The sequence below is a fragment of the Aeromicrobium sp. Leaf350 genome (assembly GCF_916858655.1).
In the GTDB taxonomy this organism is placed as follows: domain Bacteria; phylum Actinomycetota; class Actinomycetes; order Propionibacteriales; family Nocardioidaceae; genus Aeromicrobium.
In genome coordinates this window covers 1,226,854-1,250,595 of sequence record NZ_CAKASL010000001.1, presented here as the reverse complement: position 1 = coordinate 1,250,595, position 23,742 = coordinate 1,226,854, and the positions used below count along the sequence as shown (strand labels likewise).

At 70.5% G+C, this 23,742-nt stretch carries 25 protein-coding genes; 12 read left to right on the top strand and 13 right to left on the bottom strand.

What is annotated here, in order from left to right:
- Window positions 1-69: 69 nt before the first annotated feature.
- The 5 genes from LO931_RS06345 to LO931_RS06325 are packed head-to-tail and all read left to right on the top strand — an operon-like array spanning window position 70 to window position 4,164.
- Window positions 70-981, top strand: a complete 912-nt coding sequence (locus LO931_RS06345) for a branched-chain amino acid ABC transporter permease (protein WP_229052437.1) — start codon at window positions 70-72, stop codon at window positions 979-981.
- Entirely contained in the window at window positions 965-1,951 is a 987-nt protein-coding gene (locus tag LO931_RS06340) for a branched-chain amino acid ABC transporter permease (RefSeq protein ID WP_229052436.1), read from the top strand. The genes LO931_RS06345 and LO931_RS06340 overlap by 17 nt, the downstream gene beginning before the upstream one ends.
- Window positions 1,948-2,685: an ABC transporter ATP-binding protein gene (locus tag LO931_RS06335; protein WP_229052435.1), complete on the top strand. Its 738-nt coding sequence runs from the start codon at window positions 1,948-1,950 to the stop codon at window positions 2,683-2,685. Before LO931_RS06340 ends, LO931_RS06335 begins: the two co-directional genes overlap by 4 nt.
- Entirely contained in the window at window positions 2,678-3,385 is a 708-nt protein-coding gene (locus tag LO931_RS06330) for an ABC transporter ATP-binding protein (RefSeq protein ID WP_229052434.1), read from the top strand. The genes LO931_RS06335 and LO931_RS06330 overlap by 8 nt, the downstream gene beginning before the upstream one ends.
- The gene (locus LO931_RS06325) at window positions 3,382-4,164 is read left to right on the top strand and encodes an SDR family NAD(P)-dependent oxidoreductase (protein WP_229052433.1); all 783 of its coding nucleotides are present in this window, start codon (window positions 3,382-3,384) and stop codon (window positions 4,162-4,164) included. The genes LO931_RS06330 and LO931_RS06325 overlap by 4 nt, the downstream gene beginning before the upstream one ends.
- Before the next feature lie 19 nt (window positions 4,165-4,183).
- On the opposite strand, the gene LO931_RS06320 is transcribed toward LO931_RS06325, so the two are convergent.
- From LO931_RS06320 to LO931_RS06295, 6 genes are read right to left on the bottom strand one after another with little or no spacing between them, the layout of a single operon-like run.
- The gene (locus tag LO931_RS06320; protein WP_229052432.1) at window positions 4,184-4,918 is read right to left on the bottom strand and encodes an SDR family oxidoreductase; all 735 of its coding nucleotides are present in this window, start codon (window positions 4,916-4,918) and stop codon (window positions 4,184-4,186) included.
- Window positions 4,919-4,954: 36 nt separating this feature from the next.
- Window positions 4,955-5,917, bottom strand: coding sequence for a PDR/VanB family oxidoreductase (locus LO931_RS06315; protein WP_229052431.1), 963 nt, complete (start codon window positions 5,915-5,917; stop codon window positions 4,955-4,957).
- Window positions 5,918-5,920: 3 nt separating this feature from the next.
- The gene (locus tag LO931_RS06310; protein ID WP_229052430.1) at window positions 5,921-7,831 is read right to left on the bottom strand and encodes an acetoacetate--CoA ligase; all 1,911 of its coding nucleotides are present in this window, start codon (window positions 7,829-7,831) and stop codon (window positions 5,921-5,923) included.
- Entirely contained in the window at window positions 7,821-8,810 is a 990-nt protein-coding gene (locus LO931_RS06305) for a fumarylacetoacetate hydrolase family protein (RefSeq protein ID WP_229052429.1), read from the bottom strand. Before LO931_RS06305 ends, LO931_RS06310 begins: the two co-directional genes overlap by 11 nt.
- Window positions 8,807-9,754: an MBL fold metallo-hydrolase gene (locus LO931_RS06300; protein ID WP_229052428.1), complete on the bottom strand. Its 948-nt coding sequence runs from the start codon at window positions 9,752-9,754 to the stop codon at window positions 8,807-8,809. Before LO931_RS06300 ends, LO931_RS06305 begins: the two co-directional genes overlap by 4 nt.
- On the bottom strand, window positions 9,751-10,953 hold the full coding sequence (locus tag LO931_RS06295) for a cytochrome P450 (RefSeq protein WP_229052427.1): 1,203 nt from the start codon (window positions 10,951-10,953) through the stop codon (window positions 9,751-9,753). The genes LO931_RS06300 and LO931_RS06295 overlap by 4 nt, the downstream gene beginning before the upstream one ends.
- Window positions 10,954-11,062: 109 nt before the next feature.
- Here LO931_RS06295 and LO931_RS06290 point away from each other — a divergent pair, with 109 nt between their 5' ends.
- Window positions 11,063-11,656 carry a TetR/AcrR family transcriptional regulator gene (locus LO931_RS06290; RefSeq protein ID WP_229052426.1) on the top strand — a complete coding sequence of 198 codons (594 nt, stop codon included), beginning with the start codon at window positions 11,063-11,065 and terminating at the stop codon, window positions 11,654-11,656.
- A gap of 99 nt (window positions 11,657-11,755) precedes the next feature.
- Window positions 11,756-12,421, top strand: coding sequence for an MBL fold metallo-hydrolase (locus tag LO931_RS06285; protein WP_229052425.1), 666 nt, complete (start codon window positions 11,756-11,758; stop codon window positions 12,419-12,421).
- A gap of 41 nt (window positions 12,422-12,462) precedes the next feature.
- Here the strand turns inward: LO931_RS06285 and LO931_RS06280 are convergent, their stop codons facing one another.
- The gene (locus LO931_RS06280; RefSeq protein ID WP_229052424.1) at window positions 12,463-13,101 is read right to left on the bottom strand and encodes a cytochrome b/b6 domain-containing protein; all 639 of its coding nucleotides are present in this window, start codon (window positions 13,099-13,101) and stop codon (window positions 12,463-12,465) included.
- Complete coding sequence (locus tag LO931_RS06275; RefSeq protein ID WP_229052423.1) at window positions 13,094-13,792, bottom strand: molybdopterin-dependent oxidoreductase; 699 nt, start codon at window positions 13,790-13,792, stop codon at window positions 13,094-13,096. Before LO931_RS06275 ends, LO931_RS06280 begins: the two co-directional genes overlap by 8 nt.
- 215 nt (window positions 13,793-14,007) lie before the next feature.
- Here LO931_RS06275 and LO931_RS06270 point away from each other — a divergent pair, with 215 nt between their 5' ends.
- From LO931_RS06270 to LO931_RS06260, 3 genes are all read left to right on the top strand, one after another.
- Window positions 14,008-15,645: an AMP-binding protein gene (locus tag LO931_RS06270; protein ID WP_229052422.1), complete on the top strand. Its 1,638-nt coding sequence runs from the start codon at window positions 14,008-14,010 to the stop codon at window positions 15,643-15,645.
- A gap of 61 nt (window positions 15,646-15,706) precedes the next feature.
- Window positions 15,707-16,603 carry an alpha/beta fold hydrolase gene (locus LO931_RS06265; protein ID WP_229052421.1) on the top strand — a complete coding sequence of 299 codons (897 nt, stop codon included), beginning with the start codon at window positions 15,707-15,709 and terminating at the stop codon, window positions 16,601-16,603.
- Window positions 16,604-16,699: 96 nt separating this feature from the next.
- The gene (locus LO931_RS06260; RefSeq protein ID WP_229052420.1) at window positions 16,700-17,383 is read left to right on the top strand and encodes a GAF and ANTAR domain-containing protein; all 684 of its coding nucleotides are present in this window, start codon (window positions 16,700-16,702) and stop codon (window positions 17,381-17,383) included.
- Window positions 17,384-17,413: 30 nt separating this feature from the next.
- Here LO931_RS06260 and LO931_RS06255 read toward each other — a convergent pair whose 3' ends face one another.
- The gene (locus tag LO931_RS06255; RefSeq protein WP_229052419.1) at window positions 17,414-18,088 is read right to left on the bottom strand and encodes a GntR family transcriptional regulator; all 675 of its coding nucleotides are present in this window, start codon (window positions 18,086-18,088) and stop codon (window positions 17,414-17,416) included.
- Between the two features lie 107 nt (window positions 18,089-18,195).
- On the opposite strand from LO931_RS06255, the gene LO931_RS06250 reads away from it, so the two are divergent.
- Window positions 18,196-19,362, top strand: coding sequence for a mandelate racemase/muconate lactonizing enzyme family protein (locus LO931_RS06250; protein ID WP_304523495.1), 1,167 nt, complete (start codon window positions 18,196-18,198; stop codon window positions 19,360-19,362).
- A gap of 53 nt (window positions 19,363-19,415) precedes the next feature.
- Entirely contained in the window at window positions 19,416-20,861 is a 1,446-nt protein-coding gene (locus LO931_RS06245) for a fused MFS/spermidine synthase (protein ID WP_229052418.1), read from the top strand.
- 34 nt (window positions 20,862-20,895) lie between these two features.
- On the opposite strand, the gene LO931_RS06240 is transcribed toward LO931_RS06245, so the two are convergent.
- The 4 genes from LO931_RS06240 to LO931_RS06225 all read right to left on the bottom strand — a co-directional run bounded on the left by LO931_RS06240 (window position 20,896) and on the right by LO931_RS06225 (window position 23,738).
- Window positions 20,896-21,261: a hypothetical protein gene (locus LO931_RS06240; protein ID WP_229052417.1), complete on the bottom strand. Its 366-nt coding sequence runs from the start codon at window positions 21,259-21,261 to the stop codon at window positions 20,896-20,898.
- A 76-nt stretch (window positions 21,262-21,337) separates the two neighbouring features.
- On the bottom strand, window positions 21,338-21,739 hold the full coding sequence (gene pcaC, locus LO931_RS06235) for a 4-carboxymuconolactone decarboxylase (RefSeq protein WP_229052416.1): 402 nt from the start codon (window positions 21,737-21,739) through the stop codon (window positions 21,338-21,340).
- Window positions 21,736-22,524, bottom strand: coding sequence for an alpha/beta fold hydrolase (locus LO931_RS06230; RefSeq protein ID WP_229052415.1), 789 nt, complete (start codon window positions 22,522-22,524; stop codon window positions 21,736-21,738). The genes pcaC and LO931_RS06230 overlap by 4 nt, the downstream gene beginning before the upstream one ends.
- The gene (locus LO931_RS06225; RefSeq protein WP_229052414.1) at window positions 22,521-23,738 is read right to left on the bottom strand and encodes a lyase family protein; all 1,218 of its coding nucleotides are present in this window, start codon (window positions 23,736-23,738) and stop codon (window positions 22,521-22,523) included. Before LO931_RS06225 ends, LO931_RS06230 begins: the two co-directional genes overlap by 4 nt.
- Window positions 23,739-23,742 lie beyond the last annotated feature (4 nt).

Below are 23,742 nucleotides of genomic sequence, written 5' to 3'. Positions count from 1 at the left end.
AACCCGGCCTTCGAGACGCGCGGCGTGGTGGGTCGTTCCCACCACGCCGCCCCTAGCGAAAGGACCGTCATGACGGTCTCGACCCTCGCCCTGACGCAGACTCTCCTCAACGGGGTCTTCGTCGGTTGCCTGTTCGGTGTCATCGCCCTCGGGCTCAGCCTGAAGTGGGGCCACCTCGGTGTCGCCGACTTCTCCCACCTCTCCCTCACCCTCATCGGTGGATACCTCACCTACACGCTCGTGACCGAGCTGCTCTGGTCGCCGTTCCTCACCCTGGCCGTGACCGTGCCGGTCTTCTTCGTCGTGGGAGTGGCGTTGCAGTGGTTCCTGCACGTGATCAAGGCCGAGGCGTTCACGAGCCTGCTGATCACGTTCGCCCTGTTCATCGTCGCCGAGAGCGTCGTCTCGATGATCTGGAGCCCCGACCTGCTCAGCCTCCGCCCGTGGCTGACCGACGACCTGACCCAGTCCATGAAGGTCGGATCGATCTCTGTCGCCCCCATCGACGTCGTGGCCCTCGTCGTCGCGTTCCTCCTCGTCGGCAGCGCCGCGGCCATGCTCCGGTACACGCGCTGGGGTCGGGGGGTGCAGGCCATGCGTCAGGACCCCGGAGTGGCCGAGACCTTCGGGGTGCGCCTCCTGCCCATCTCTCTGGTCGTCTCCGGCTTGGTCGGCGCGAGCGCAGCGGCCGCCGGCATGGTGGTGGCGCTGAAGATGCCGCTCTCGCCCGGGCTGCCGTTGAACTGGATCGGCATCGTCGTCGTGGCGAGCCTGCTCGGCGGCCTCGGCCGACCCGTCGGGGCCCTCGTGGCGGCCGTCGCCCTGCTGATGATCCAGAACGCGTGGTCGCTGTGGTTCCCGCCCCAGTGGTCGCCCGCCGTCACGTTCGGACTCCTGTTCCTCTTCCTCGCCCTCTCGCCGGTCGTCCAGCTGGTCCGCGACCGCCTCTCGTCAGGAGCCGCACGTGAAGCTCTCGTTTGACCCGTCCCTCCGTCGTCCGTTGGTGATGATCGCCGCTGGAGTGGCCGCGGCCTTGGCCCTTCTTCCCGTGCTTGGCTCGGGCTTCGCGGTCACCTTCGGATTCCAGTTCCTGATCTGGATCGTCCTGGCCCTCAGCTGGAGCCTGTTCTCCGGCAACACCGGGTACGCGAGCTTCGGGCACGGCGTGTTCTTCGGCATCGGGACCTACGTGGCTGCCGCGGTGTTCAGATCGACCGAAGCGCCCTTCGTGGTCGCCTTGCTCGCGGCCGGGCTGGTGGCAGGCCTGCTCGCGCTGGTCCTGGGCGTCGCGGTGTTCTCGTCGCCACGCTTCGCTGGCGACCTGTTCGGGCTCGTGACACTGGCGATGGCCTTCATCGTCATGACGATCGTGTCGAACACCTCCTTCCTCGACGGCGGAACGGGCGTGTTCGTCCGTGAGCACACCGACGGCACCTGGATCGGCGCCAGTACGCGTCATCTCTTCGTCGTCGGGGCGCTGCTCGCGGGGCTTGCCGCCATCACCGCCGCGGTGACGTCCGTGACCCGGTGGGGCGCGGCCCTGCGCTCGATCCGCGACGACGAGTCCGTCGCCGAGTCCCTGGGCGTGCCGACCTACCGCTACAAGGTGGTGGCCTTCGCGGTCAGTGGCGCCATCGCCGGTCTTGCAGGAGCGCCACAGGCGGTCTTCCTCGGCTACGTCGAGGTGGGTGCCGTGTTCGCACTGCACATCCCCCTGTTCGTCATCATGATGGCGATCCTCGGCGGAATGTCGCGGTGGTGGGGCCCAGTCGTCGGCGCCGCCGTCGTGGTCGCCCTGCGCGAAGCGCTACTCGGACTGGGTTCAGCGGAGGTGGCGCAGATCATCGTGGGCGTGAGCCTGGTGGTCGTCATCGCCGTCATGCCGCACGGACTCTCGGGGGTTGCCGTCAAGGTCCGCAAGCCCCAGCTCGCGAAGGAGGAGGCGCGATGACAGGGACGCCCCTGCTGAAGTGCGCCGGCGTCAGCAAACGGTTCGGCGGAATCCGAGCCCTTGACGGCGTGGACCTGGAGGTCGGCGAGGGCGAGATTATTGGCCTGGTCGGCCCGAACGGCTCGGGCAAGACGACCCTGCTGAGCTGCATCGCGGGCTCCCATTCCGTTTCGTCGGGGACGATCGAGCTCGCCGGTCACGACATCGCCCGCTCAGCTCCGCACCGCCGCGCCCACGCGGGTATCGCCCGGACGTTCCAGGTGCCACGCCCGCTCGGCTCCTTCACGGTCGTCGAGAACGTCGCCATGTCGATGATGTTCGGACGCGACCGTGTCGCGAGGACCGCAGCACTGGACCGGGCCGACCTCGTCCTGGAACGGGTCGGTCTGGACGCCCACCGTGACCGAGCCGTCGGCGTCCTGACTCTCCACGAGCGCAAGTTCCTCGAGATCGCCAGGGCGCTCGCGCTCGATCCCCGGCTGATCCTCCTCGACGAGGTGCTCGGCGGGCTCAACCCGGCCGAGGCCGCCGAGGGCATGTCGCTCATCGCGTCTCTGCGGGACAGCGGGGTCGCGGTCGTCTACATCGAGCACAACGTGCGAGCCGTCGCGAGCTTGGCCGACCGCATGTACGTGCTCGACCGGGGACGCAATCTCGCCCACGGCTCACCCGAGGCCGTCCTGGCTGATCCGTCGGTCGTCGCTGCCTACCTGGGAGGAGAGGTCGATGCTTGAGGTGAAGGACCTGGTCGTGAGCTACGGGGAGGCGGCCGCGCTGCGCGGGGTCGACCTGCGGGTCGAGCGAGGAGCCGTCGTCTCGCTCATCGGCTCCAACGGTGCCGGAAAGAGCACCCTGGTGAAGGCCCTCATGGGCATGCAACTCGTCGGCTCCGGAACCGTCACGTTCGACGGCCGAGACATCACGCACGCTGCGGCCTCCGAGCGCCCGGCCCTGGGCATCGCCCTGGTGCCCGAGGGGCGCCGCCTCTTCAAGGACATGTCGGTGCGCGACAACATCCTCGTCGGCCTTCATCACCGCGCTGCGCGGGCGCGAGCCGCCGGCGCGATCGACGAGGTGCTCGACCTGTTTCCCGTGCTGTCGAGTCGGTCGCGGCAGCTCGCGGGAACGATGTCCGGGGGCGAGCAGCAGATGGTCGCCCTCGCACGGGCGCTGGTCTCCCGCCCCGACCTGTTGGTGCTCGACGAACCCTCGCTGGGGCTCGCGCCGATCGTGGTGGCCGAGGTGTTTGCCACCATCGAGCGGGTGACCGCGGCCGGGGTGACGGTCCTGCTCGCCGAGCAGAACATGCAGCGGTCGCTGGAGCTGTCCGACCACGGCTACGTCCTCGCGGACGGTCGGGTCGTCCTGGCCGGCACCGGTGCCGAGCTGCTTCGCTCGGACCGCGTGCGCGAGGCCTACCTGGGGGCGCGGTGACCACCAAGAACCGGCCCGGCGGGGTGCTCGACCGGTTCTCCCTCGACGGCAGGGTCGTCGTGGTCACGGGCGCCTCGTCGGGGCTTGGCGTGCACTTCGCCTCAGCCTTCGCCGAGGCCGGTGCAGACCTCGTGCTGGGCGCACGCCGGGTCGACGGTCTGGAGGCGACGGCGGCCCAGGTGGAGGCGATCGGATCGCGGACCGTCAGGGTCGCCACCGACGTCGCCGACCCTGACGACTGCCGCGCCCTCGTCGACGCTGCGATGGAGGAGTTCGGTCGGGTCGACATCCTGATCAACAATGCCGGCGTCGGCACGGCAGTTCCGGCACTTCGCGAGAGCGCCGAGGAGTTCCGGCGGGTGATCGACGTCAATCTCAACGGCTCGTACTGGATGGCCCAGGCATGCGGCCAGGTGATGCTGCCGGGCAGTGCGGTCGTCAACATCTCCAGCGTCCTCGGCATCACCACGGCCGGCCTGCCCCAGGCCGCCTACTCCGCCAGCAAGTCGGGAGTCAGCGGTCTGACCCGGGATCTCGCCCAGCAGTGGGGAAGCAGGCGGGGCATCCGGGTCAACGCCATCGCCCCTGGCTTCTTCGCCTCGGAGATGACCGAGCAGTATGACGCGGACTACGCCGCGAGCCTGCATGCTCGGATGATCCTGGGCCGCGCGGGCGACCCGCAGGAGCTCGCAGCGACGGCGGTCTGGTTGGCCTCGCCGGCGGCGGGCTACGTCACCGGTCAGACGATCGTCGTCGATGGCGGGTTCACGATCACGTGAGCTGTCACCTACGCGGCGGTCACCCGCCCAGGGTGCTTCCGCCCTCGACCCTGATCACCTGACCCGTCGTGTATCCGCCGAGCATCAGGTACAGGTAGGCCTGCACGACCTCGTCCGGCTCGGCGGGGCGCGGGATCAGGTGGGTGCGGGCGATCGCGCCGCGTCGGGCCTCCCGATCCTCAGGGGCCAAGGTCTCCCAGCCGCCGGTGCTGGTGACACCCGGGCACACGACGTTGACCCGCACGGGGGAGACCTCGATGGAAAGGGCACGTGCCACGTGCTCGATGCTGCCTGCGACCGCGGTGGACACCAGCGAGCCCTTCCGTGGGTTGGCTCCGATCATCCCGTTGGTGAGGGTGATCGAGCCGTCGGCCGTGATGCGGTCAGCGCCGTGCTTGGCCAGGGCCAGCGCGCCCCAGAAGCGCACGTCGAACATGGCGCGCCCGGCCTCGAGATCGAGGTCGGCGAGCGTCTGGCTCCGCTGGCCGCCCCAGTCCCCGGCGGTCGTCACGAGGTGATCGACAGGGGCGAGTCCGTCGAAGAAGCGGCGGACGTCGTCCTCGTCGGTGACGTCGACCGTGGCGGGCCGTGCCCGGTGACCCAGGCGAGCGGCGGCTGCTGCGACCCGGTCGGCACTGGTCGAGGCGATCGTCACCTCGGCTCCCAGCTCGAGGCAGGCGTGGGCCACGGCGTGGCCGATGCCGGACCCGCCCCCCACGACGACGACGTGGCGATCTCGCAGGTGTGCAGGCATGGTGATGTCTCTTCTCGTGCTGGGGGTGGTGGTTCGTCAGACGTCGAGGACGAGACGGGCCGAGCGGGCACGCGAGACGCAGATCATCATCGTCGCGCTGGCCTCGCGCTCCTGTGCGCTCAGGACCGAGTCGCGGTGGTCGGGCTCGCCGAGGAGGACCGCGACCTCGCACGAGCCGCAGGTGCCCTCCTCGCAGGAGTAGACGATGGGGATGTCCGCCTCGTCGGCGACGGCCATGATCGACCGATCGGCCGGCACCGTGAGTGTGACGCCCGACTGGGCGAACTCGACCTCGAACTCCGTGTCCTCGACGCCGGAGTCCGATGTTGGGGCTGGAGCGAATCGCTCGATGTGCAGGGAACCCGCGGGCCAGGACCAGCAAGCGGCCTCGATCGCGTGGAGCAAGGGCTCGGGTCCGCAGCAGTAGACCACCGTGCCCGGTGACGGTGCGTCGAGGAGCGCGGCCAGGTCGAGCAGGCCGTGCTCGTCGGCGGGCTGCACCGTCACCTTCGTCCCCCATCTCGCGACGAGATCGTCAGCGAAGGCCATCGACGACCGCGTGCGACCTCCGTACAGCAGGGTCCACTCGGCGCCGCCTGCCTCGGCCGCCTCGATCATGGGCAGCATCGGGGTGATCCCGATGCCGCCAGCCACGAACACGTAGCGTGGAGAGGGCTCGAGTGCGAAGTGGTTGCGCGGCAGGCTCACCGGCACGGTGTCACCGACGTTGAGGCGGTCAACGACGTAGGCCGACCCTCCGCGACCTTCCGGCTCGCGCAGCACCGCCACCTCGTAGCACGTGCGGTCAGCGGGTTGCGAGCACAGCGAGTACTGCCGGACCACAGCGAGGTCGTCGCCCAGGTGCAGGTCGAGGTGCGCGCCGGGCTCCCAGGTCGGCAGGGGGCCGCCGTCCCGGCGAGCCAGGGTGAGCTTGACGACGTCGACCGCCACGGGCTCCTTGCGAGTCACGACGAGGTCCAGCGTTTCGGGCGTGGGCACGGGTCACCTCACTGTCACGGAGCGACGGTCGTCGCCCACCTGTTGGTAGAAGGCCATGAGGTCGGGTCGGTCGATCGCGGTGACCTGGGCCGGGGCGGTCATGCCGCGGAGGACGTTCTTGACGGGCACCTCGAGCTTCTTGCCGGTCAGGGTGTGCGGGATGCCCGGCGCCTCGACGACCTCGTCGGGGACGTGTCGCGCCGACACCTTGTCGCGCACGGCGGCCTGGATGCGTGCAGCGAGGGCGTCGTCGAGGTGGTGACCATCCGCGAGTGTCACGAACACCGGCATCCAGTAGCCGCCGTCCGGTTCCTCGACACCGACCACGAGGGCCTCGGTGACCTCCGGCAGGTCCTCGATGGCCTGGCAGATGTCGGCGCTGCCCATGCGGATGCCGTGACGGTTGAGCGTTGCGTCCGACCGGCCGTGGATGACCACCGAACCTCGGTCAGTCACCGTGACCCAGTCCCCGTGGCGCCAGACGCCGGGGAACTCCTCGAAGTACGCGCTGCGGTAGCGGTCCCCGTCCGGGTCGTTCCAGAAGCCGACGGGCATCGACGGCATCGGCTGGGTGACGACGAGCTCGCCGACCTCGTCGGTCAGCGGCGTGCCGTCGGCCGACCAAGCTTGGAGGTCGACGCCGAGCCAGCGGGCCGTGATCTCGCCGGGGCGGCCTGCCACGGTCGGGACCCCGCCGGCGAAGCCACTGACGACATCGGTGCCACCGCTGGTGGAGGCCACCATGACACTCGGACCGAGCTCCTCGACGGCCCACTCGTGAACGGTCTCGGTCAGCACCGAACCCGTGCAGCCCAGAAGTCGGAGCGCCCCGAGGTCGTACTCGGACGCCGGGTGGATGCCGGCCTCACGGCCAGCAGACAGGTAGCCGGGGCTCACGCCGAGGTGTGTGATCCGTCCGCGCTCGGCGACCTCCCAGAGGGCACGCGGGGTGGGTGCCCCATCGAAGCAGTGGACGGTGGCACCGCAGAGAAGTCCGCTGAGGCGCAGGTTCCACATCATCCAGTTCAGCGTCGTGTACCAGAAGAACTGGTCACCGGGCTTCATGTCGAGGAGGAGGCGGAGGGTCTTCAGGTGCTCGGCCACGACGCCGGCGTGGTCGTGCACGATCCCCTTGGGAGGGCCGGTCGTTCCCGAGCTGAACAGGACCCACAACGGGTGTCCGGAAGGGACAGCGAGTGGGGTCCGCCGCACGGAGGAGGCGATGGCGGCGTCCCACGCGAGCGTGGCGTCGTCCGCGGCATGGCCGTCACCGACCAGCACGGTCGCGCGCAGGCTCGGCAGGCCGCGTCGCACGGTCTCGACGTCCGCGGTGCGGTCGACCCAGCGGCCACGGTGGTGGTAGCCGGAGGCGGCCACGAGGCAGGTCGGCTCGAGCTGAGCCAGACGGCTGAGCGCGGCCTCTCCGGCGAGGTCAGCGCCGCATCCGGCCCACACCGCTCCGAGGCTGGCCGCGGCCAGGAAGGCCACGATCGCCTCGGGGCGGTCGGGCAGGTAGCCGACCACACGGTCACCCGCGTCGACGCCGAGCTCGGCCAGGTTCGCGGCCAACGACTGCACCTGCCGCTCGAGCTCGGGCCACGAGATGGTGCGCATCGCGCCGGTCTCGTCGTGTCCCACGATCGCCACACCGCGGCGAGGCTGTGCGAAGACCTGGGTCACGTAGTTGAGCCGCCCGCCCGGGAACCAGCGGGTTCCCGGCATGGGGGCACCGTCGGTGACGGTGTCCGGTGAGGTGTCCCAGGCGATGCCGCAGAAGGTGCTCACGGCGTTCCAAAATCCGGTGGAGTCGTCGACGGACCACCGCCAGAGCTCGTCGTAGGACGCCGTGGGCGAGGGACCGCCATAGTGTCCGGCGAACCGGGTGAACGCCGTGATGACGGGTTCAGTCGTCATGGCTCACCACGGGTGCCCACTGCCGCTGGCGTCGCTCGGGAGCCTTGCGCGCTCGTCCGAGCGAGACGGGCTCGGTGCCGGCCACGATGGTGTTCGACAGGGCGCCGATTCCCTCGCCGACCAGCGTCACCACGTCGCCCGGCTTCAGCGGTGGTACCTGGTCGGTGTCGAGGTGCGCCCAGTACTCGAGCAGGCAGCCGCCTCCGCAGGTGCCGGAGGCGAGCACGTCGCCGGGCTTGAGCTCGGTGCCGCGTGACGCGAAGGCGATCATCTCCTCGAACGACCAGGCCATGTTGACCGAGTTGTCACCGCCGGCCGGCAGCGGCACCCCGTTGAGCTCCGCATGGAGGTCCAGCGCGATCCTGTCGTCGCGTCGGTACGGCTCGAGCTCGTCAGCCGTGACGATCCACGGTCCGAAGGAGTTGGCGAAGTCCTTGCCCTTGATGGGACCCATGCCGAAGGGGATCACCGGCGCCATGAGATCGCGGGCCGACCAGTCGTTGAAGAGGGTGTAGCCAGCGATGTGCTCTCCGGCTTGCTCGGGGGTCAGGTCCTTGCCGGCCTTGCCGATCACGACGGCGAGCTCGAGCTCGAAGTCCAGCAGCTCACAGCCCGGCGGCACGGCGACGGTCTCACCGGGCCCGAGGGCCTGGTTGCTGTTGTAGAACAAGAAGACCGGCATCTGGTACCAGACCGGGTGCGGCTCGGCCTGGTGGAGGATCTTGAGGCTTCCCTCCAGGTGCTCCTCGAAGGTCAGGAAGTCCCGGAGGGTCGTGGGCTCGATGGAGGCCTTGAGGTGCACGTCCGACAAGGGCAGGACGGGTCCGTCCGCCGTGCGCGCGACGATCTCGTCGCGCTCGGCGGGGGAGGCCGCGAGCAGATCCGTGAGGCCCAGGTCGGCTGCCAAGGGCTGGACGCGATCCTCGTCCACGATGCCCACGCGGGTGCCGCCGTCATGGCTGATGCGCGCGATCTTCACGCCTCGACCCCCAGCTCGTAGGCCGCGATACGACTGAACTGCTCCAGGCGGTCGGCGCGCGGGCGTGCGGCGTCGAGCTCCTCGTACACGTTGAGGACGTTGGCGGCGATGCGCCCCTGCTCCGAGAGGTCGGCGAACGCACTCATGTCGATCGACTTCACGGCCTCCTCGACCGTCTGGCCCTCTTCGAACCGTCGCGTCGCCTCGGTGGCGACGTGCTCGAGGTAGTCACGCACCCGCTTGACGCCCGCACCGTCGGTCAGGGGTCCGTGACCTGGCACGACGACCTTCGGATCAAGCGCCAGGATCGGGTCGACCGCCGCGATGCAGCGCGAGACGGGTCCGGTCCAGACTAGGGGAGCTCCGCCGATGAAGACGATGTCACCGGTCCACACGACGCCGGCCTCGGGGGCGTGGATCAGCACGTCACCGTCGGTGTGGGCCGGTCCGACCTCGATGAGGCTGACCTCGCGCCCGCCGACGACCAGGTCGAGGTGGCCGCTGAAGGTGTGGGTCGGCGGGGTCGGGATGATGCCCGAGAGGTCGAACGCGGCCGCGATGGGGCGGATGAAGTCGCCGACGTGGTCGTGCCGGTCGTGCAGCGCGGCCATCTCGACGACGTTGTGCTCCGTCATCAGGTCGGCGGCCGCCTGGGAGGCGATGATCTCGACGCCCTCACCGGCGACCAGCTGGTTGCCGAACCAGTGGTCTCCGTCGGAGTGGGTGTTGACCAGGGTCCGGATCGGGTGGTCGGCCGTCAGCGGGGCGTACGCGTCGAGCATCTCCTGCGTGTGGGCGAGGTCGTAGAGGGTGTCGACCAGCAAGGACTCGCCGTCGCCGCGGATCAGCCCGGTGTTGCTCTCTCCCCAGTGGCCGTCGGGGAGCAGGAAGGCGAAGCAGCCTCCGCCGAGGTCGTGGGGGCCCTTGTCGTACTGCACGGTCATGCTCCTTCTGCGAGGACGACGCTGACAGGCAGCGTCTCGAACTTGTGGACGGTCTGGCTGGGGCTACGAACTGCTTCGCCCGCGCGCTCGAAACGCTCCACGCGCCGGGTGAGCTCGGTCAGCAACGAGGTGACCTCCATGCGCGCCAGGGGCGAGCCGAGGCACACGTGAAGGGCGTTGCCGAACGCCAGGTGCGTCTTGGCGTTCTCGCGGGTCACGTCGAGCCGGTGCGGGTCAGGGAACTGTCGCGGGTCGCGGTTCGCGGCCGCCAGCATGACGGCGACACGGGCGCCGGGCGGCACCTCGACGCCGCCGATGTCGGCGGCGGCGCGGGTTCGCCGGAAGAAGGCTCGGAACGGAGCGCCGTAGCGCAGGAGCTCCTCGGCGGCGTTCGGGATGAGGTCCGGTCGACGACGCAAGAGGTCCCACTGGTCGGGGTGGTCGATGAAGGCGTTGATCGCGTTGCCCAGCAGGGCGCCGGTGGAGTCGATCCCTGCGAGCCACAGAGACGCCAAGGACATCAGCCGGTGCGAACCTTCTCCGTCGATGTTGCCGTCGTTGCCGCCGGACTCGACGATCAGCCGGCCCAGGCAGTGCTCGGGCATGTTCGGCAGGCCTTCGCTGACCAGCCAGGTGATCGACTCCATGACGAGGGCGGCGTGCTCCTCGGTGCCGGCGGGTTCCTCGCCGCGGCTCGTGGCGTCGCTCCAGTCGGCCAGCGTCTGCGCGCTGGGCGGGGTGATGCCCGTCAGCAGGGTCATGGCTTGGTCAGGCATCTCCTGGGCCAGGACCTGGACGGCGTCGAACTCGCGGAGGCTGACGGCTCGGTCCACGATCGCGGTCGCCGCCGACTCCACGCCGGGCCTGAATGCCTCGATCGCTGTCTTGGTGAACGAAGGCTGCAACGATCGGCGGATGACGTTGTGGAGCGGCGGGTCGTTCTCGATCAGCGGGTAACGCTCCGTGCGGGTCGTCGGCACCTCGAACGTGACGCCGTCGCCGGACACGAAGTCGGTGTGGTTGCGCAGCACCTGGACGGCTTCCGCGTGACCGGGGACGAGCCAGACGTCGCGACCGGGCACGTACACGGTCGGACCGAGATCACGCAGTGAGTCGTAGTACGGGAAGGGGTCTGCCTGGGCCTGTGCCGAGTACGGGTCCAGATCCGTGTGGTCCGTCGTGGACGCTAGGTTGGCCATGTCACTCCTCCTGGAGAGATCGATTGCACCTCGGTGCAATAGTGGTCTGAGTCACATTGTGCACTCGAGTGCAGAACGAGTCAAGCCGATCCCGAGGAGGACGAGTTCGATGGTGGTGACCCCGCCGCAACCTCTCTCAAATCCCCGCGCCCTGCGCACCCGGAAGTCGCTATTCGACGCCGCCGCGAAGCTCTTCGTCTCGCAGGGGTACGAGGAGACGACGATGGCAGACATCGCAGCAGAGGCGGGCGCGTCGCGGCGGACGGCGTTCAACCACTTCCCCAACAAGGGCGACATCCCGATGATGTGGGTTCGGCAGATCGCGGATCATGCGATCGCCGAGGTCGAGAGCCTCACTCGCGACGACCTGGTGGAGGGGGTGCGCGGATACTTTCGGGTCATCAGCGAGGCCGTGGAGTCCCAGCCGGAGCTGAGTCGGCAGATGATGCTCGGCTGGACCGCCGCGCTGGGTCCGGCGCTCTACGAGTCGCAACTGTTGTCGGACGTCACGCCGTTTCTCGAAAACGCCCAGCAGAACGGTCAGATCCCCGGGACGGTGGACATCGCGGTCGCGGCGCGAGCGCTCAGTGACGTCCTGCAGGGTGCGGTCTTCCGGTGGGTGCGCGAGCCGGAGACGGTCCTCCACGAACGCGTCGACACGGCCATCGCACTGGTGCTCGCCGCCGTGACGTCTCCGCGCTGAGGGCCTGCTGCGACCCGGGCACCAGTGCTCTTGACCTCAACCTCACGTGAGGTTCTAACGTCGACGTGACAGGAGTCGACCGACGAACTGGGGGACCGGATGGCAGCCGCGGACGAGCACGACCTGGTGGACATCGCGGAGGGCTTGCTGGCCGCTCCGACCTCACGACTGCCCTACCAGCGCAACGTCCTCCTCCGCTCGTATCTGCTGCGGCGGTCCGAGGGGAACGTGATCGTCTACAACTCGCCCGGCGTGACCCAGGCGGCCGCTGCGATCCAGGATCTCGGACCGACCCAACGTCTCCTCATGAGCCACGAGCACGAGTCGATGTACGGGCAGCCCACTCTCGACGTGCCCGTCTGGATCCATCGCGACGACGTCGACGCGGTGGGCTCCGACCTCGACATTGCCGGCACTTTCTCCATGCCCGAGCGGATCGGACGTGACCTGGAGGTCATTCCGACCCCAGGACACACGGCCGGGACGACCTCGTTCCTCTGGGACAACGGCACGTGTCGCTACCTGTTCACCGGCGACTTCCTTTGGATCGAGCACGGGGAGTGGAAAGCCGTCGTGCTGGATCCGGCGCTTAGAGACGCCTACGTGGACAGTCTGTCGCTCGTGCGTGAGCTCGAGTTCGACGTGCTGGTCCCTTGGGGCACGACGGATGACGGTCCGCCCTTCGCGACGGTTGAGGGAGCTGCCGACCGCCGGTCGAGGATCGACATGATCATCGACCGGGTGCGGGCGGGCGGCAGCCGCTGAGTCACTCGCTCGCGATCATCCCGGCCGTGGGCCCACCGCGATCAGCTCGGGTCGTCGGACCTCCGGCGGGTGACCTCGTCGGCCCACGCCTCGTGCTCGGCCTTCGCCCAGGTGCGCGAGACGCGCCCCGTGCGCATGCCACGGCGGGCCTCGGGGTCGCGCATCGCGTAGGCCACGTGGCCGACGATGAGCAGCCCGAGCCCGAGGGCGAACCAGTCGTGGACGAAGGTGGCCCCGGCTCGCCAGGACAGGCGCACCAGGTCGGGCCAGTACAGCAGCACGCCGGTGCCCAGCAGGACGCCGGTCGACCCGGCCACGAGCCAGGAGTTGACCTTCTGCCCGGCGTTGAACTTGCCGACGGGGATCGTGCCGTCACGGCGCGACGGGCTACGGAGCCACTGCCAGTCGGCCCGGGTGAAGCGGTTCAGGATCCCGAGGTCGGTGCGGTACGCCTTCGACACGGCGCCCAGCACCAGCGGCACGGGGAGGGCGAACCCGCACCACACGTGGATCGTCTCGACCACGTGGCGGTGGCCGACCGCCATCATGAGAGCGCCGTTGTAGAGGATCGCCGCGGTCACGATGCAGACGATCGTCAGCACGGCGAAGACGCGGTGCACGAGGCGCTCGGCCAGCACGAAGCGGTCGACGTCGACGGACGCGATCACGGGCTCACTCATCCTCGATGAACCCGTCCAGCGGATAGCCGCGGTCCTCCCAGTAGCCCGGGGCGTTGTTCGAGGTGACCTCGATCTCCGAGAGCCACTTGGTGCTCTTGTAGCCGTACATCGAGCCCGAGTAGATCCGCACGGGTCCGCCGTGGTCGTGCGTGACCGGGGCGTCGTACATCGCGAGCACCACCAGGACGTCCTTGGCGCGGGCCTGCTCGAGCGTCATGTTGACGGTGTAGGTGCCGTCGAACGACTTGTAGCGCACGCCCACGGCCTCGTCGGTCGGCGCCGCGGCCTCCAGCAGCTCGCTCACGCGGACACCGCGCCACGGCACGTCGGGCACCGACCACCCGGTCACGCACTGGAACGTGTCGTCGAACTCGGTCTGCGGAAGCCCCTCGAGGTCGGCGAAGGAGTAGGAGGTCGGCTGGTCGACGAGCCCGGAGATCTTCAGGTTGTAGTCCCCTCTTGTGCGCGGCTCGACGGCTCCGGTCACGGAGTAGTAGCGCCACGTGTCACCGAGCGGGATCTGCGAGGTCAGGCCCGTGGGGTCCCGCATCTGCACCGACGCCAGCATCTGGCTCAGGCGGTTCTGCACCGAGCTACCCGTCACGACGCCGACGGCGCCGAGCCCCAGGAGGCCGAGCACCGCGCGTCGACCGATCGGTGCGCCCTCGTCGGCCACAGGCGTGTTCGGCATGGGGCCTCCTCGCGTGGTCCGGACGTGCGGCGGGAATCGGGCGGAGCGGGTCCGCGGGCGCCAACGGCTGCGTCCTCCCAGCGTAGGTCGGCCCCGGGTGATCGGCTGGGCGATCCCCGCACGGGCCACATGCGGGTTAGCGTCGACTCAGGGCACGGGGCCTGCCCGACTCACGCCGGGACCCGCTGTCGCGCTCGGAACGAGAGGACTCGCAGATGACCACCAGCCACACGGTCGGCGACACCGCCGCCCCCCTGCTCGAGACCACGATCGGCACCAACCTGCGCGAGACGGTGGCACGGCACGCCACCCGCGAGGCCCTGGTCGACGTCCCCAGTGGTCGGCGGTGGACCTACGAGGAGCTCCTGCGCGACGTCGACGCCATCGCCCGAGGACTCCTGCAGCGCGGGGTCGAGCGCGGCGACCGGGTCGGGATCTGGGCCCCGAACAGCCCGGAGTGGGTCCTGCTGCAGTACGCCACGGCGCGGATCGGCGCGATCCTGGTCAACGTCAATCCCGCCTATCGCGCACACGAGCTGGCCTACGTCGTGGGGCAGTCCGGGATGCGCACGATCGTCGCGGTCGGGGAGTTCAAGGGCGCCGACTACGTCGAGATGATCGGGCAAGCGCAGGTCGAGCACCCGTCGCTCGAGGACGTCGTGCTCATCGGCACGGCCTCGTGGGACGACCTCGTTGCCGGTGGCCGCGACGGAGTCGACGACCTCGACCTGATCGAGTCGGGCCTCGCGGCCACCGACCCCATCAACATCCAGTACACGTCCGGGACCACCGGCTTCCCCAAGGGCGCGACGCTCTCGCACCGCAACATCCTGAACAACGGATGGTTCGTGGGGGAGCTGCTCGGCTACACGGAGCACGACCGGGTCTGCGTGCCCGTGCCGTTCTACCACTGCTTCGGGATGGTGATGGGCAACCTCGCCTGCACCAGCCACGGATCGACGATCGTGATCCCCGCGCCGGGATTCGATCCCGGCGCCACGCTCCGCGCCGTCACGGACGAGAGCTGCACCTCGCTCTACGGGGTCCCCACCATGTTCATCGCGATGCTGAACGACCCGGGCCTCGCGTCGGCCGGTCTCGACACGCTCCGCACCGGGATCATGGCCGGTTCGCCGTGCCCCGTCGAGACCATGACGCAGGTGATCGAGCGGATGGGGATGGCCGAGGTGTCGATCTGCTACGGCATGACCGAGACGTCGCCGGTCTCGTTGCAGACCCGTCCTCACGACTCGTTGGAGCAGCGGGTCTCGACGGTCGGTCGGGTCGGCCCGCACCTGGAGGTCAAGGTCGTCGATCCGACCACCGGCGCGACGCTGGAGCGAGGTGAGGTGGGTGAGCTGTGCACGCGCGGCTACTCCGTGATGATCGGCTACTGGGGCGAGCCGGAGAAGACCGCCGAGGCCGTCGACGGTGACGGCTGGATGCACACCGGCGACCTCGGGACGATGGACGCCGACGGCTACGTCAGCATCACCGGCCGCATCAAGGACCTGGTCATCCGTGGCGGCGAGAACATCTACCCCCGCGAGATCGAGGAGTTCCTCCTCCAGCACCCGGACGTCATCGACGTCCAGGTGATCGGGGTGCCTGACGCGAAGTACGGCGAGGAGCTCATGGCCTGGCTCCGCGTGCGGGAGGGGGCGACGCCTCCGGATGCAGCGGCGATCCGGGAGTTCTGCGCGGGGCGACTCGCGCACTTCAAGACGCCTCGGTACGTGCACTGCGTCGACGACTTCCCGATGACCATCACCGGCAAGGTCCGGAAGGTCGAGATGCGCGAAGCGGCACCGGCGATCCTCGGCACGACTGAGGCAGAGCCGCCGCGGGACTGACCCCCGGAGAGGTCTCGTGCACGGACTGCAGCGCGGGGGAGGTGCGGCTAGCGTGCGTCGGGTGAACCTCCCCGAGCCCTCCACGCTCCACGGCGACGACCTGGACTTCGCGGTGCTGTCGTGGGGGCGGGCCACCGATCCGGTGGCCCTGCTCCTGCACGGCTATCCGGACTCGCCGCACTCGTGGACGGCCGTGGCCGAGGCGTTGGTCTCCGAGGGATATCGCGTGGTGGCGCCGTGGACGCGTGGATACGCGCCGACCGACGTCCCGCCCGACGGCTCGTTCCACATCGGTGCGCTCGCGCACGACGCCCTCGCGCTGCACGGGCTGCTCGGTGGCGACGAGCGAGCCGTGCTGATCGGTCACGACTGGGGCGCGGTCGCAGCCCACGCGGTGGCGGGAGCGGACGGGCAGCCGTTCCGTCGCATCGTGACGATGGCGGTGCCGCCGGCCGCAGCGTTCCTCGCTCGCACCGACGGCTGGTTGCCGTGGGCGGGGCGGGTGGCGAGGCAGGCCCGTCTGAGCTGGTACATGGCGTTCCAGCAGGTTCCCCGCCTCTCCGAGCGGTCCCTCGACCGGCTCGTACCGTCGCTGTGGCGTCGATGGTCGCCCGGGCACCAGGCGGAGGCCGAGCTGGAGGCAGCCATGGAGGCCATCCGGCCACGCCGCACCGAGGTGCTCCGCTACTACCGGCACGCGGCGCGGTGGTGGACCGTCCCGGACCGGTACCGGGAGGCGCAGGCCGGACTGATGCGCCGATCGACCGTCCCCATGCTGTACCTGCACGGCCGCGACGACGGCTGCGTCCTCCACGACTGGAGCGACCAGACGGCCGCCGTGCTCCCCGAGGGGAGTCAGGTCGAGACGGTCTCCGGCGCCGGGCACTTCCTCCAGGTCGAGCGACCGGACGAGGTCGCGCGACTCGTCCTCGACTTCATCGGCAGCCCCAGCGCCTGAGCCCGCGTTCCCCAGCAGGGAGGCGGGGTCTCGTCTGTGCCACACTGGCCGCGACGCCCCTCCTGTGACCTTCATGGCTCGCGCGCCAGGAGCATCATGGATGTCCGTCGTCTGCTGTCCGCCATGGCACTCGAGGTCCAGGACCTCACGCCGACCGAGACGTTCGAGCGCATCGCGCACTACGCACGGACCGCCGTCGACGCGAGCGACTCGGGGATCCTGATGGTCAGGGCTCGCAAGAAGGTCTCCGGTGCCGCCAGCACGTCGGGGGCCGTCGACCGGGCTCACGAGCTTCAGGTCGAGTGCGGGGAGGGCCCCTGCCTGGACACCATCTTCGGGGAGCACGACAGCCTCGTGACCGGCGACGCGCGCCTCGACCCGCGGTGGCCGACGTGGGGCCCACGTGCAGCCGGGTCCGAGTTCCGCAGCGTGGTCAGTGTCCGCCTCGCGACTCGCGACCGCACGTACGGTTCGCTCAACGCGTTCTCCCACGAGCCTCACGACTTCACCTCCAGCGACCTCGAGGTCATGAAGTACCTCGCTGCCCACGCCACGGTGGCGATCGCCGCCTCGCTGACGGTCGACGGACTCACGACAGCCCTGGAGTCACGCAACCTGATCGGGCAGGCCCAGGGGATCCTGATGGCGGTCTACGACCTCGACGCCGGCGGTGCGTTCCAGTACCTGAGGCGGCTCTCGATGCACGGGAACCAGCGCCTGTTCGACGTCGCCACCCAGGTGGTCGAGCAGCGGCGGGAGCTTCAGCGGACCACGGTCTGACCCGCGCGCACGGGGGCGGAGGACGCCCCTTCAGGCAGGATCGTCGGCTGGTTCGTCGTGGGCGGCCAGGGCTGCCGCGGTCAGGCTGCGGTCGATGTGGGCGCGCATGAGCTCGGCAGCGGCGGCGCCGTCGCCGGCGACGACCAGGTCGACGAGCTCCTCGTGCTCCTGGAAGTCGCGGGTCCGGGGCTCGGCGCCGGTCGGGAGCCGCAGCCCGATGCGTCGGTAGCGGTCGGACTTGTCCCAGATGTCGTCGAGCACGCGGATCATGACGGTGTTGTGGGAGGCCGCGTAGATCGTGCGGTGGAGGGCGCGATGGGCTCGGAGTGCGTGCTCGCCCCAGTCGCGCGTGACCGGGACCAGGTCCTCCAGTGCCGCACGCATCGCGGCGACGTCGTCGTCGGTGCGGTTCGTCGCGGCGAGCTCAGCGGCGGCGGGATCGAGGGCCCGGCGGGTCTCGAAGAGCTCGCGGGCCTCGGTGACGTCCATGCGGGCGACGCGGGCGTCGCGGTGCGTGTCCAGCACGATCAACCCTTCGCCAGTCAGCCGGCGGACGGCCTCGCGCAGGGGGGTGATGCTGATGCCGAGCTGGTCGGCGATCTCGTACTGCGAGAGGCGCTCTCCGGCCGGCAGGGCGCCGGAGAGGATCTGCTCCCGCAGCGCTGCGTACGCGATGTCGCCCTTGCTGAGGAACGTCGGCGGCATGGGTTCATCGTTGCACAGCCGGGGTGAACTTATAAGAGAGGTTGCGTCCGTCGAGCGGGCGGCCTAGGTTAGTCTTACAACTTATAAGACATGCGAAAGGTCGTCCGGTGAAGATCGTCTCCGCCCACGAGGGCACCATCCCCATCAGCTCTTCCATGAGCAACGCGTTCATCGACTTCAGCACGATGGACTGCTCGATCCTGGCGCTGGTCAGTGACGTCGTCGTCGACGGGAAGCCGGTCGTCGGCTACGGCTTCAACTCGAACGGGCGCTACTCGGCCGGCGACATCCTGCGTCGCCGGATCCTGCCGCGGCTGATGGGCGCCCCGGCCGACACCCTGCTCGCGGACGACGGCCAGATCTCACCCGAGAAGGCGTGGGACGCGATGATGCGCAACGAGAAGCCGGGCGGTCACGGCGAGCGGTCGGTCGCCGTCGGCGTGGTCGACATGGCGATCCACGACCTGGTGTCGAAGATCGCCGGTGTCCCGCTCCACCGCTGGCTCTCCGACGAGCACGGCGACGGCGCCCCGGACGAGTCCGTGTTCGTCTACGCCGCCGGCGGCTACTACGCCCCCGGCAAGTCCCTCGTCGACCTCCAGGACGAGATGCGCAGGTTCCTCGACGCCGGCTACGACGTCGTGAAGATGAAGATCGGCGGCGCCGACCTCACCGAGGACCTGCGTCGCATCGAGGCCGTCATCGAGGTGCTCGACGGCGACGGCTCCCGCCTGGCGGTCGACGTCAACGGCCGCTTCGACCTCGAGACCGCCCTCGCCTACGGCAAGGCCATCGAGCCGTACGGCCTGTTCTGGTACGAGGAGGTCGGCGACCCGCTCGACTACCGCCTCAACGCCACATTGTCGGAGCACTACCGCAATCCGATCGCGACCGGCGAGAACCTGTTCTCCCTGCAGGACGCCCGCAACCTGATCCGCTACGGCAGCATGCGCGCCGACCGCGACTACCTGCAGTTCGACCCCGCCCTGAGCTACGGGCTGACCGAGTACCGCCGCATCCAGGACATGCTCGCCCAGCACGGCTGGTCCTCACGCCGCTGCATCCCGCACGGCGGCCACCAGTTCTCCCTGCACATCGCTGCGGCGCTCAAGCTCGGCGGCAACGAGTCGTACCCGGGCGAGTTCCAGCCCACGGGCGGGTTCGCCGACGATGCCGTCGTCGAGAACAGCCGGGTGGCGCTCGACGACCGGCCCGGCATCGGCTTCGAGGGCAAGGCCGACTTCCACCGGGTGCTCCGCGAGCTGCACGCCTGAGGGCAGGGGCTCGTCGGCCTGCTCGTTCAGGGCGCCGTCGGTACGGTGACCGCGTGACGCGCTTCGCCCATACCGCGCTGGTCCTCTACGCGTCGGCGGCCGTCCTCGTCGTCGAGCTGACGGCGCTGAGGCTCCTGGCCCCCTACTTCGGGTTGAGCCTCGAGACGAGCACGATGGTGATCGGCCTGGCGCTGACCGCGATCGCGGTGGGCTCGTGGGCCGGCGGGTGGCTGGCCGACCGGCGCCCGCCCGAGCAGCTGCTGGCGCCGGCGCTTGCGCTCTCGGGCATCACGGTCGCCGTGACCCCGGCCGTGATGCGGGCCGCCGCGGCCGTCGACGACGTGACGCTCCTGCTGGCCGCCATGGTCACGATCGGCGTCCCCGGGGCCCTGCTGTCGGCCGTCACGCCGATCGTCACCACGGTGCGGCTCACGACCTTGGAGGAGACCGGCGCGGTCGTCGGCTCCCTCTCGGGCATCAGCACCGTGGGCGCCATCGCCGGCACGGTCGTGACCGGGTTCGTCCTGATCTCACGGGTCGCCGTCAGCACGATCCTCATCGGGCTCGGCGTCTCGCTCGTCGTCCTGGCCGTGGTGGTGCTGGTGGCCGACCGGCGTCCCCGTGCGGTTCCCCCGCTCGTGCTCGCGCTCGTCGCAGCCAGCGCTCTGACCGTCGCGGCCCGGGGAACCTGCGACGCGGAGACGACCTACCACTGCGCCGTCCTGTCGGCCGATCCCGACGATCCCTCCCTCGTGACCCTCGAGCTCGACGGCCTGCGCCACTCGGCCGTCGACCTGGACGACCCGACGCACCTCGAGTTCGCGTACACCCAGGCGCTGGCCGTCGTGGCCGACCAGGTCCTGGACTCGGACGGTGCCGACGAGCCGAGGGTGCTGCACCTCGGCGCCGGAGGCATGACCCTGCCGCGCTACCTCGCGGCGACGCGACCGGGAACGGCGAGCACCGTCGTGGAGGTCGACCCCGGTGTCGCCGAGCTGAACCGCACCGAGCTCGGCCCGTTGCCCGACGTCGACCTGGTCGTCGACGACGCGCGCCTGGTGCTCGACGACCTTGCGCCAGCGACGTTCGAGCTGGTCATCGGCGACGCGTTCGGCGGCATCAGCCCGCCGTGGCACCTCACGACCCGTGAGGCGGTGGTCGCGATCGAGGACGCCCTGGTCGACGACGGCACGTACGTCGCGAACCTGATCGACTACGGGCCCCTGTCCTTCGCCAAGGCGGAGGTCGCCACGGCGGCGTCGGTCTTCGAGGAGATCGTGCTGCTGGCGGAGCCCGAGACGATCGCCGGCGACGGGGGCGGCAACCTGCTGGTCGTCGCGACGAACGGATCGGTCGACAGCGCGGCTCTCGCCACTGGGCTGGAGTCGGTCGGCTGGGAGGTCCTCGACGACCAGGAGCTCCGCGACTGGTACGCGGGGGCGCCCGTGCTGACGGACGACTACGCGCCGGTCGACCAGCTGATCAGCGCGGTTCGCTGACGGGAGGGTTGTGGTGCGTCACCCGGGGAGCCGGTCAGGCCTTGCGGTCGGCCAGGATCGCGGCGATGTTGAGGCCGGCCCACGCGAGGGTGGCGCCGAGCACCTTGGCCCTGCCCGCCGTGTGGGTCGCCTCGCGGCTGAGCAGCGCGGCGTCCGTGAGGTCGAGCGCGACCCGGGCGAACATCGCGTGCTCGCGGACCCGTGCCGACGGGGCGAAGATCGCCCAGGCACTGACCGCCAGGTCCCGCGGTCCGAACAGGCGGGCCACGACGTCGTACTCGGGCTGCTTGAGCGGGCTGTTGGTCAAGGCGGTGCCGAGGTGTCGCGGCTTGGCGAGCGCGAAGACGGCGTAACCGGCGGTCGCCGCGGACATGAGGGTGCTGTAGCTCGGCTTGGTCATGACCCGACGCTACGGAGGTCGACCCGGACTCGCACGTCCACCGCAGTCGATCGGGCGTCGTGACGGCAGCGCGTGCTCAGATCTCGTCGGCGAGCACCTCGGCGGCGATGCGGAAGGCCGTGTTGGCGTCGGGCACGCCGCAGTAGATCGCGGTCTGGAGGAGCAGCTCCTTGATCTCCTCGACGGTCAGCCCGTTGCGGCGGGCGGCGCGCAGGTGCAGCGCCAGCTCCTCGTGGTGCCCCCGCGCGACCAGCGCCGTGAGGGTGATGAGCGAGCGGCTGCGGCGGTCGAGCCCGGGGCGCGTCCAGATGCTGCCCCACGCGTACTGCGTGATGAGGTCCTGGAAGTCGGCCGTGAAGTCGGTCGTCCCGGCGATCGCGCGGTCGACGTGGGCGTCGCCCAGCACCTCCCGGCGCACGGCGAAGCCGTCCTCGCGGGCCTGGCCGGCGGTGCGGTCGTCGGAGCGGTCGTCGGTCATCGGGGTCCTCCTGCGGTGGCGTGCTCGTGGATCAGGCGGGCCACCTCGGCGGGGGCCTCGGCGGGAGCCAGGTGGCCGACGCCGTCGAGCACGACGAGGCGGCCGTGGGCCACGCCGTCGGCGATCGTGCGCAGCGACTCGACCGGGGTGGGCACGTCGTCGGCACCGGCGATCGCGAGCACCGGCACGGTGATCTCGGGGAGCCGCGCGACGAGGTCGAACGCCGCCAGGGCCTCGCAGGCGAGGGCGTAGCTCTCGGCGTCGGTGTGGGCCAGGCCGGTCAGCAGGGCGGACGCGACGGCGGGCTCCCGCTCCATGAATCCGGGGCTGAACCAGCGTGCGGCCGACGACGTGACCACGGCGCTCGTGCCCGACGCGCGCACGGTCGCCGCGCGCTCGGCCCACGACTCGGGCGTGCCGATGCGGGCACCGGTGCACAGCACGGTGGCCGATGCCACCCGGTCGGGCCGGTCGTGCGCGAGCTGCAGGGTCACGGCTCCGCCGAGCGAGTCGCCGGCCAGGTGGAGGGGCCGCCCGGGGGCGAGGTGGTCGGCGAGGGCCAGCACGCCTGCGGCCAGGCCCGGCACGTCGAGCGTCTCGGTGGTGGGTGCCGAGCTGCTGTGGCCCGGCAGGTCCCAGCCGACCACGCGGAAGGAGCCGGTCAGGTGAGCCGCGGCGCCCGCCCACAGCTCGCGGGTCGGGGTGCCGAGCGACGGCCCGAGGAGCAGCAGGGGAGCCTCGTCGGCACCACCGAGGGCGGTGCCGGTGAGCGCGGGCGTCGTCATGCTTCGCCCGCCAGGCTGCGGGCGCGCTCAACGGCTGCGTCGACGACGAACGTGCTGGTGCCGAGGTGGTCGGCCCGCGGCGCACGGCCCGCGAGCTCGGCCATCGAGGCCTGCTCGGCGTCCACGCCGACGGCGGCCTGGAGGTTCGCCAGCGCTCGGTCGGCGTTGACGACCAGTCCGTCGAGGAGGTCGCGGGCCTGGCTCGCCGCGACGACGGTGCGCAGCGCGAGCAGGCGGAGGGTGTCCCACTCCGCGTGCCAGGCGCCGTCGGGCCGCTCGTCGACCGCGGTGGCCGCGGCGAGGTGCAGGGTGGCGGCCAGCGCAGGAGTCGTGAGTGCCGCGCGCTTCAGCAGCACCGACAGCACGGGGTTCGCCTTGTGGGGCATCGTCGAGGATCCGCCGCCGGACCCCTCGCGCACCTCTGCGATCTCGGGCCGCGAGAGCGTCGCGACGTCGGCGGCGATGCGCCCCCAGGCGTCGGTGCAGCGGGTGAGTGCGTCACCGATCGACGTGATGGGGCTGCGCGTCGTGTGCCAGGGCGCGACCGCCGCGAGACCGAGCGCCTCGGCCGAGCGAGCGACCAGGTCGAGCGCGACCTGCGGGTCTCCCGCGAGCTCGACCGCCGCGGCGTTGGTGCCGGCCGCTCCGCCGATCTGCACGGGCAGGGAGGCGCTCACCCGAGCGACGTCCTCGAGCGCGTCGGCCACCCCGCCGATCCAGCCGGCGATCTTGGTGCCGATCGTGATCGGCACGGCGTGCTGGGTCAGGGTACGGCCCACCATCGGCGAGGTCCGGTGCTCGCCGGCGAGGTCGGCCAGGCGGCCGAGCTGCGCGCGGAGGTCGGCAGCGATCCGCTCCGTCGCCCCCCGCGCCAGCAGGACGAGGGCGGTGTCGACGACGTCCTGGCTCGTGAGCCCTCGGTGCAGCCAGCGCGACGTCGCGCCGCCGGTCCGCTCGCGCAGCAGCGCGACCAGACCGATGACCGGGTTGCCACCGGCCTCGGCCGCGACCGACAGGTGCGCGAGGTCCTCCGCCGACACGAGCCCGGTGAGGTCACCGGCGGCATCGGCCGGTGCCACGTCGAGAGCCACGAGCCCGTCGAGCCACGACTGCTCGACGACGACCATGGCCTCGACGAAGGCGGCGTCGTCCAGCCCGGTGGCGCGATGGGCGCCGGGCCAGAACAGGTCGGCGGTGGAGGCTGCGTCGGTCATGGGC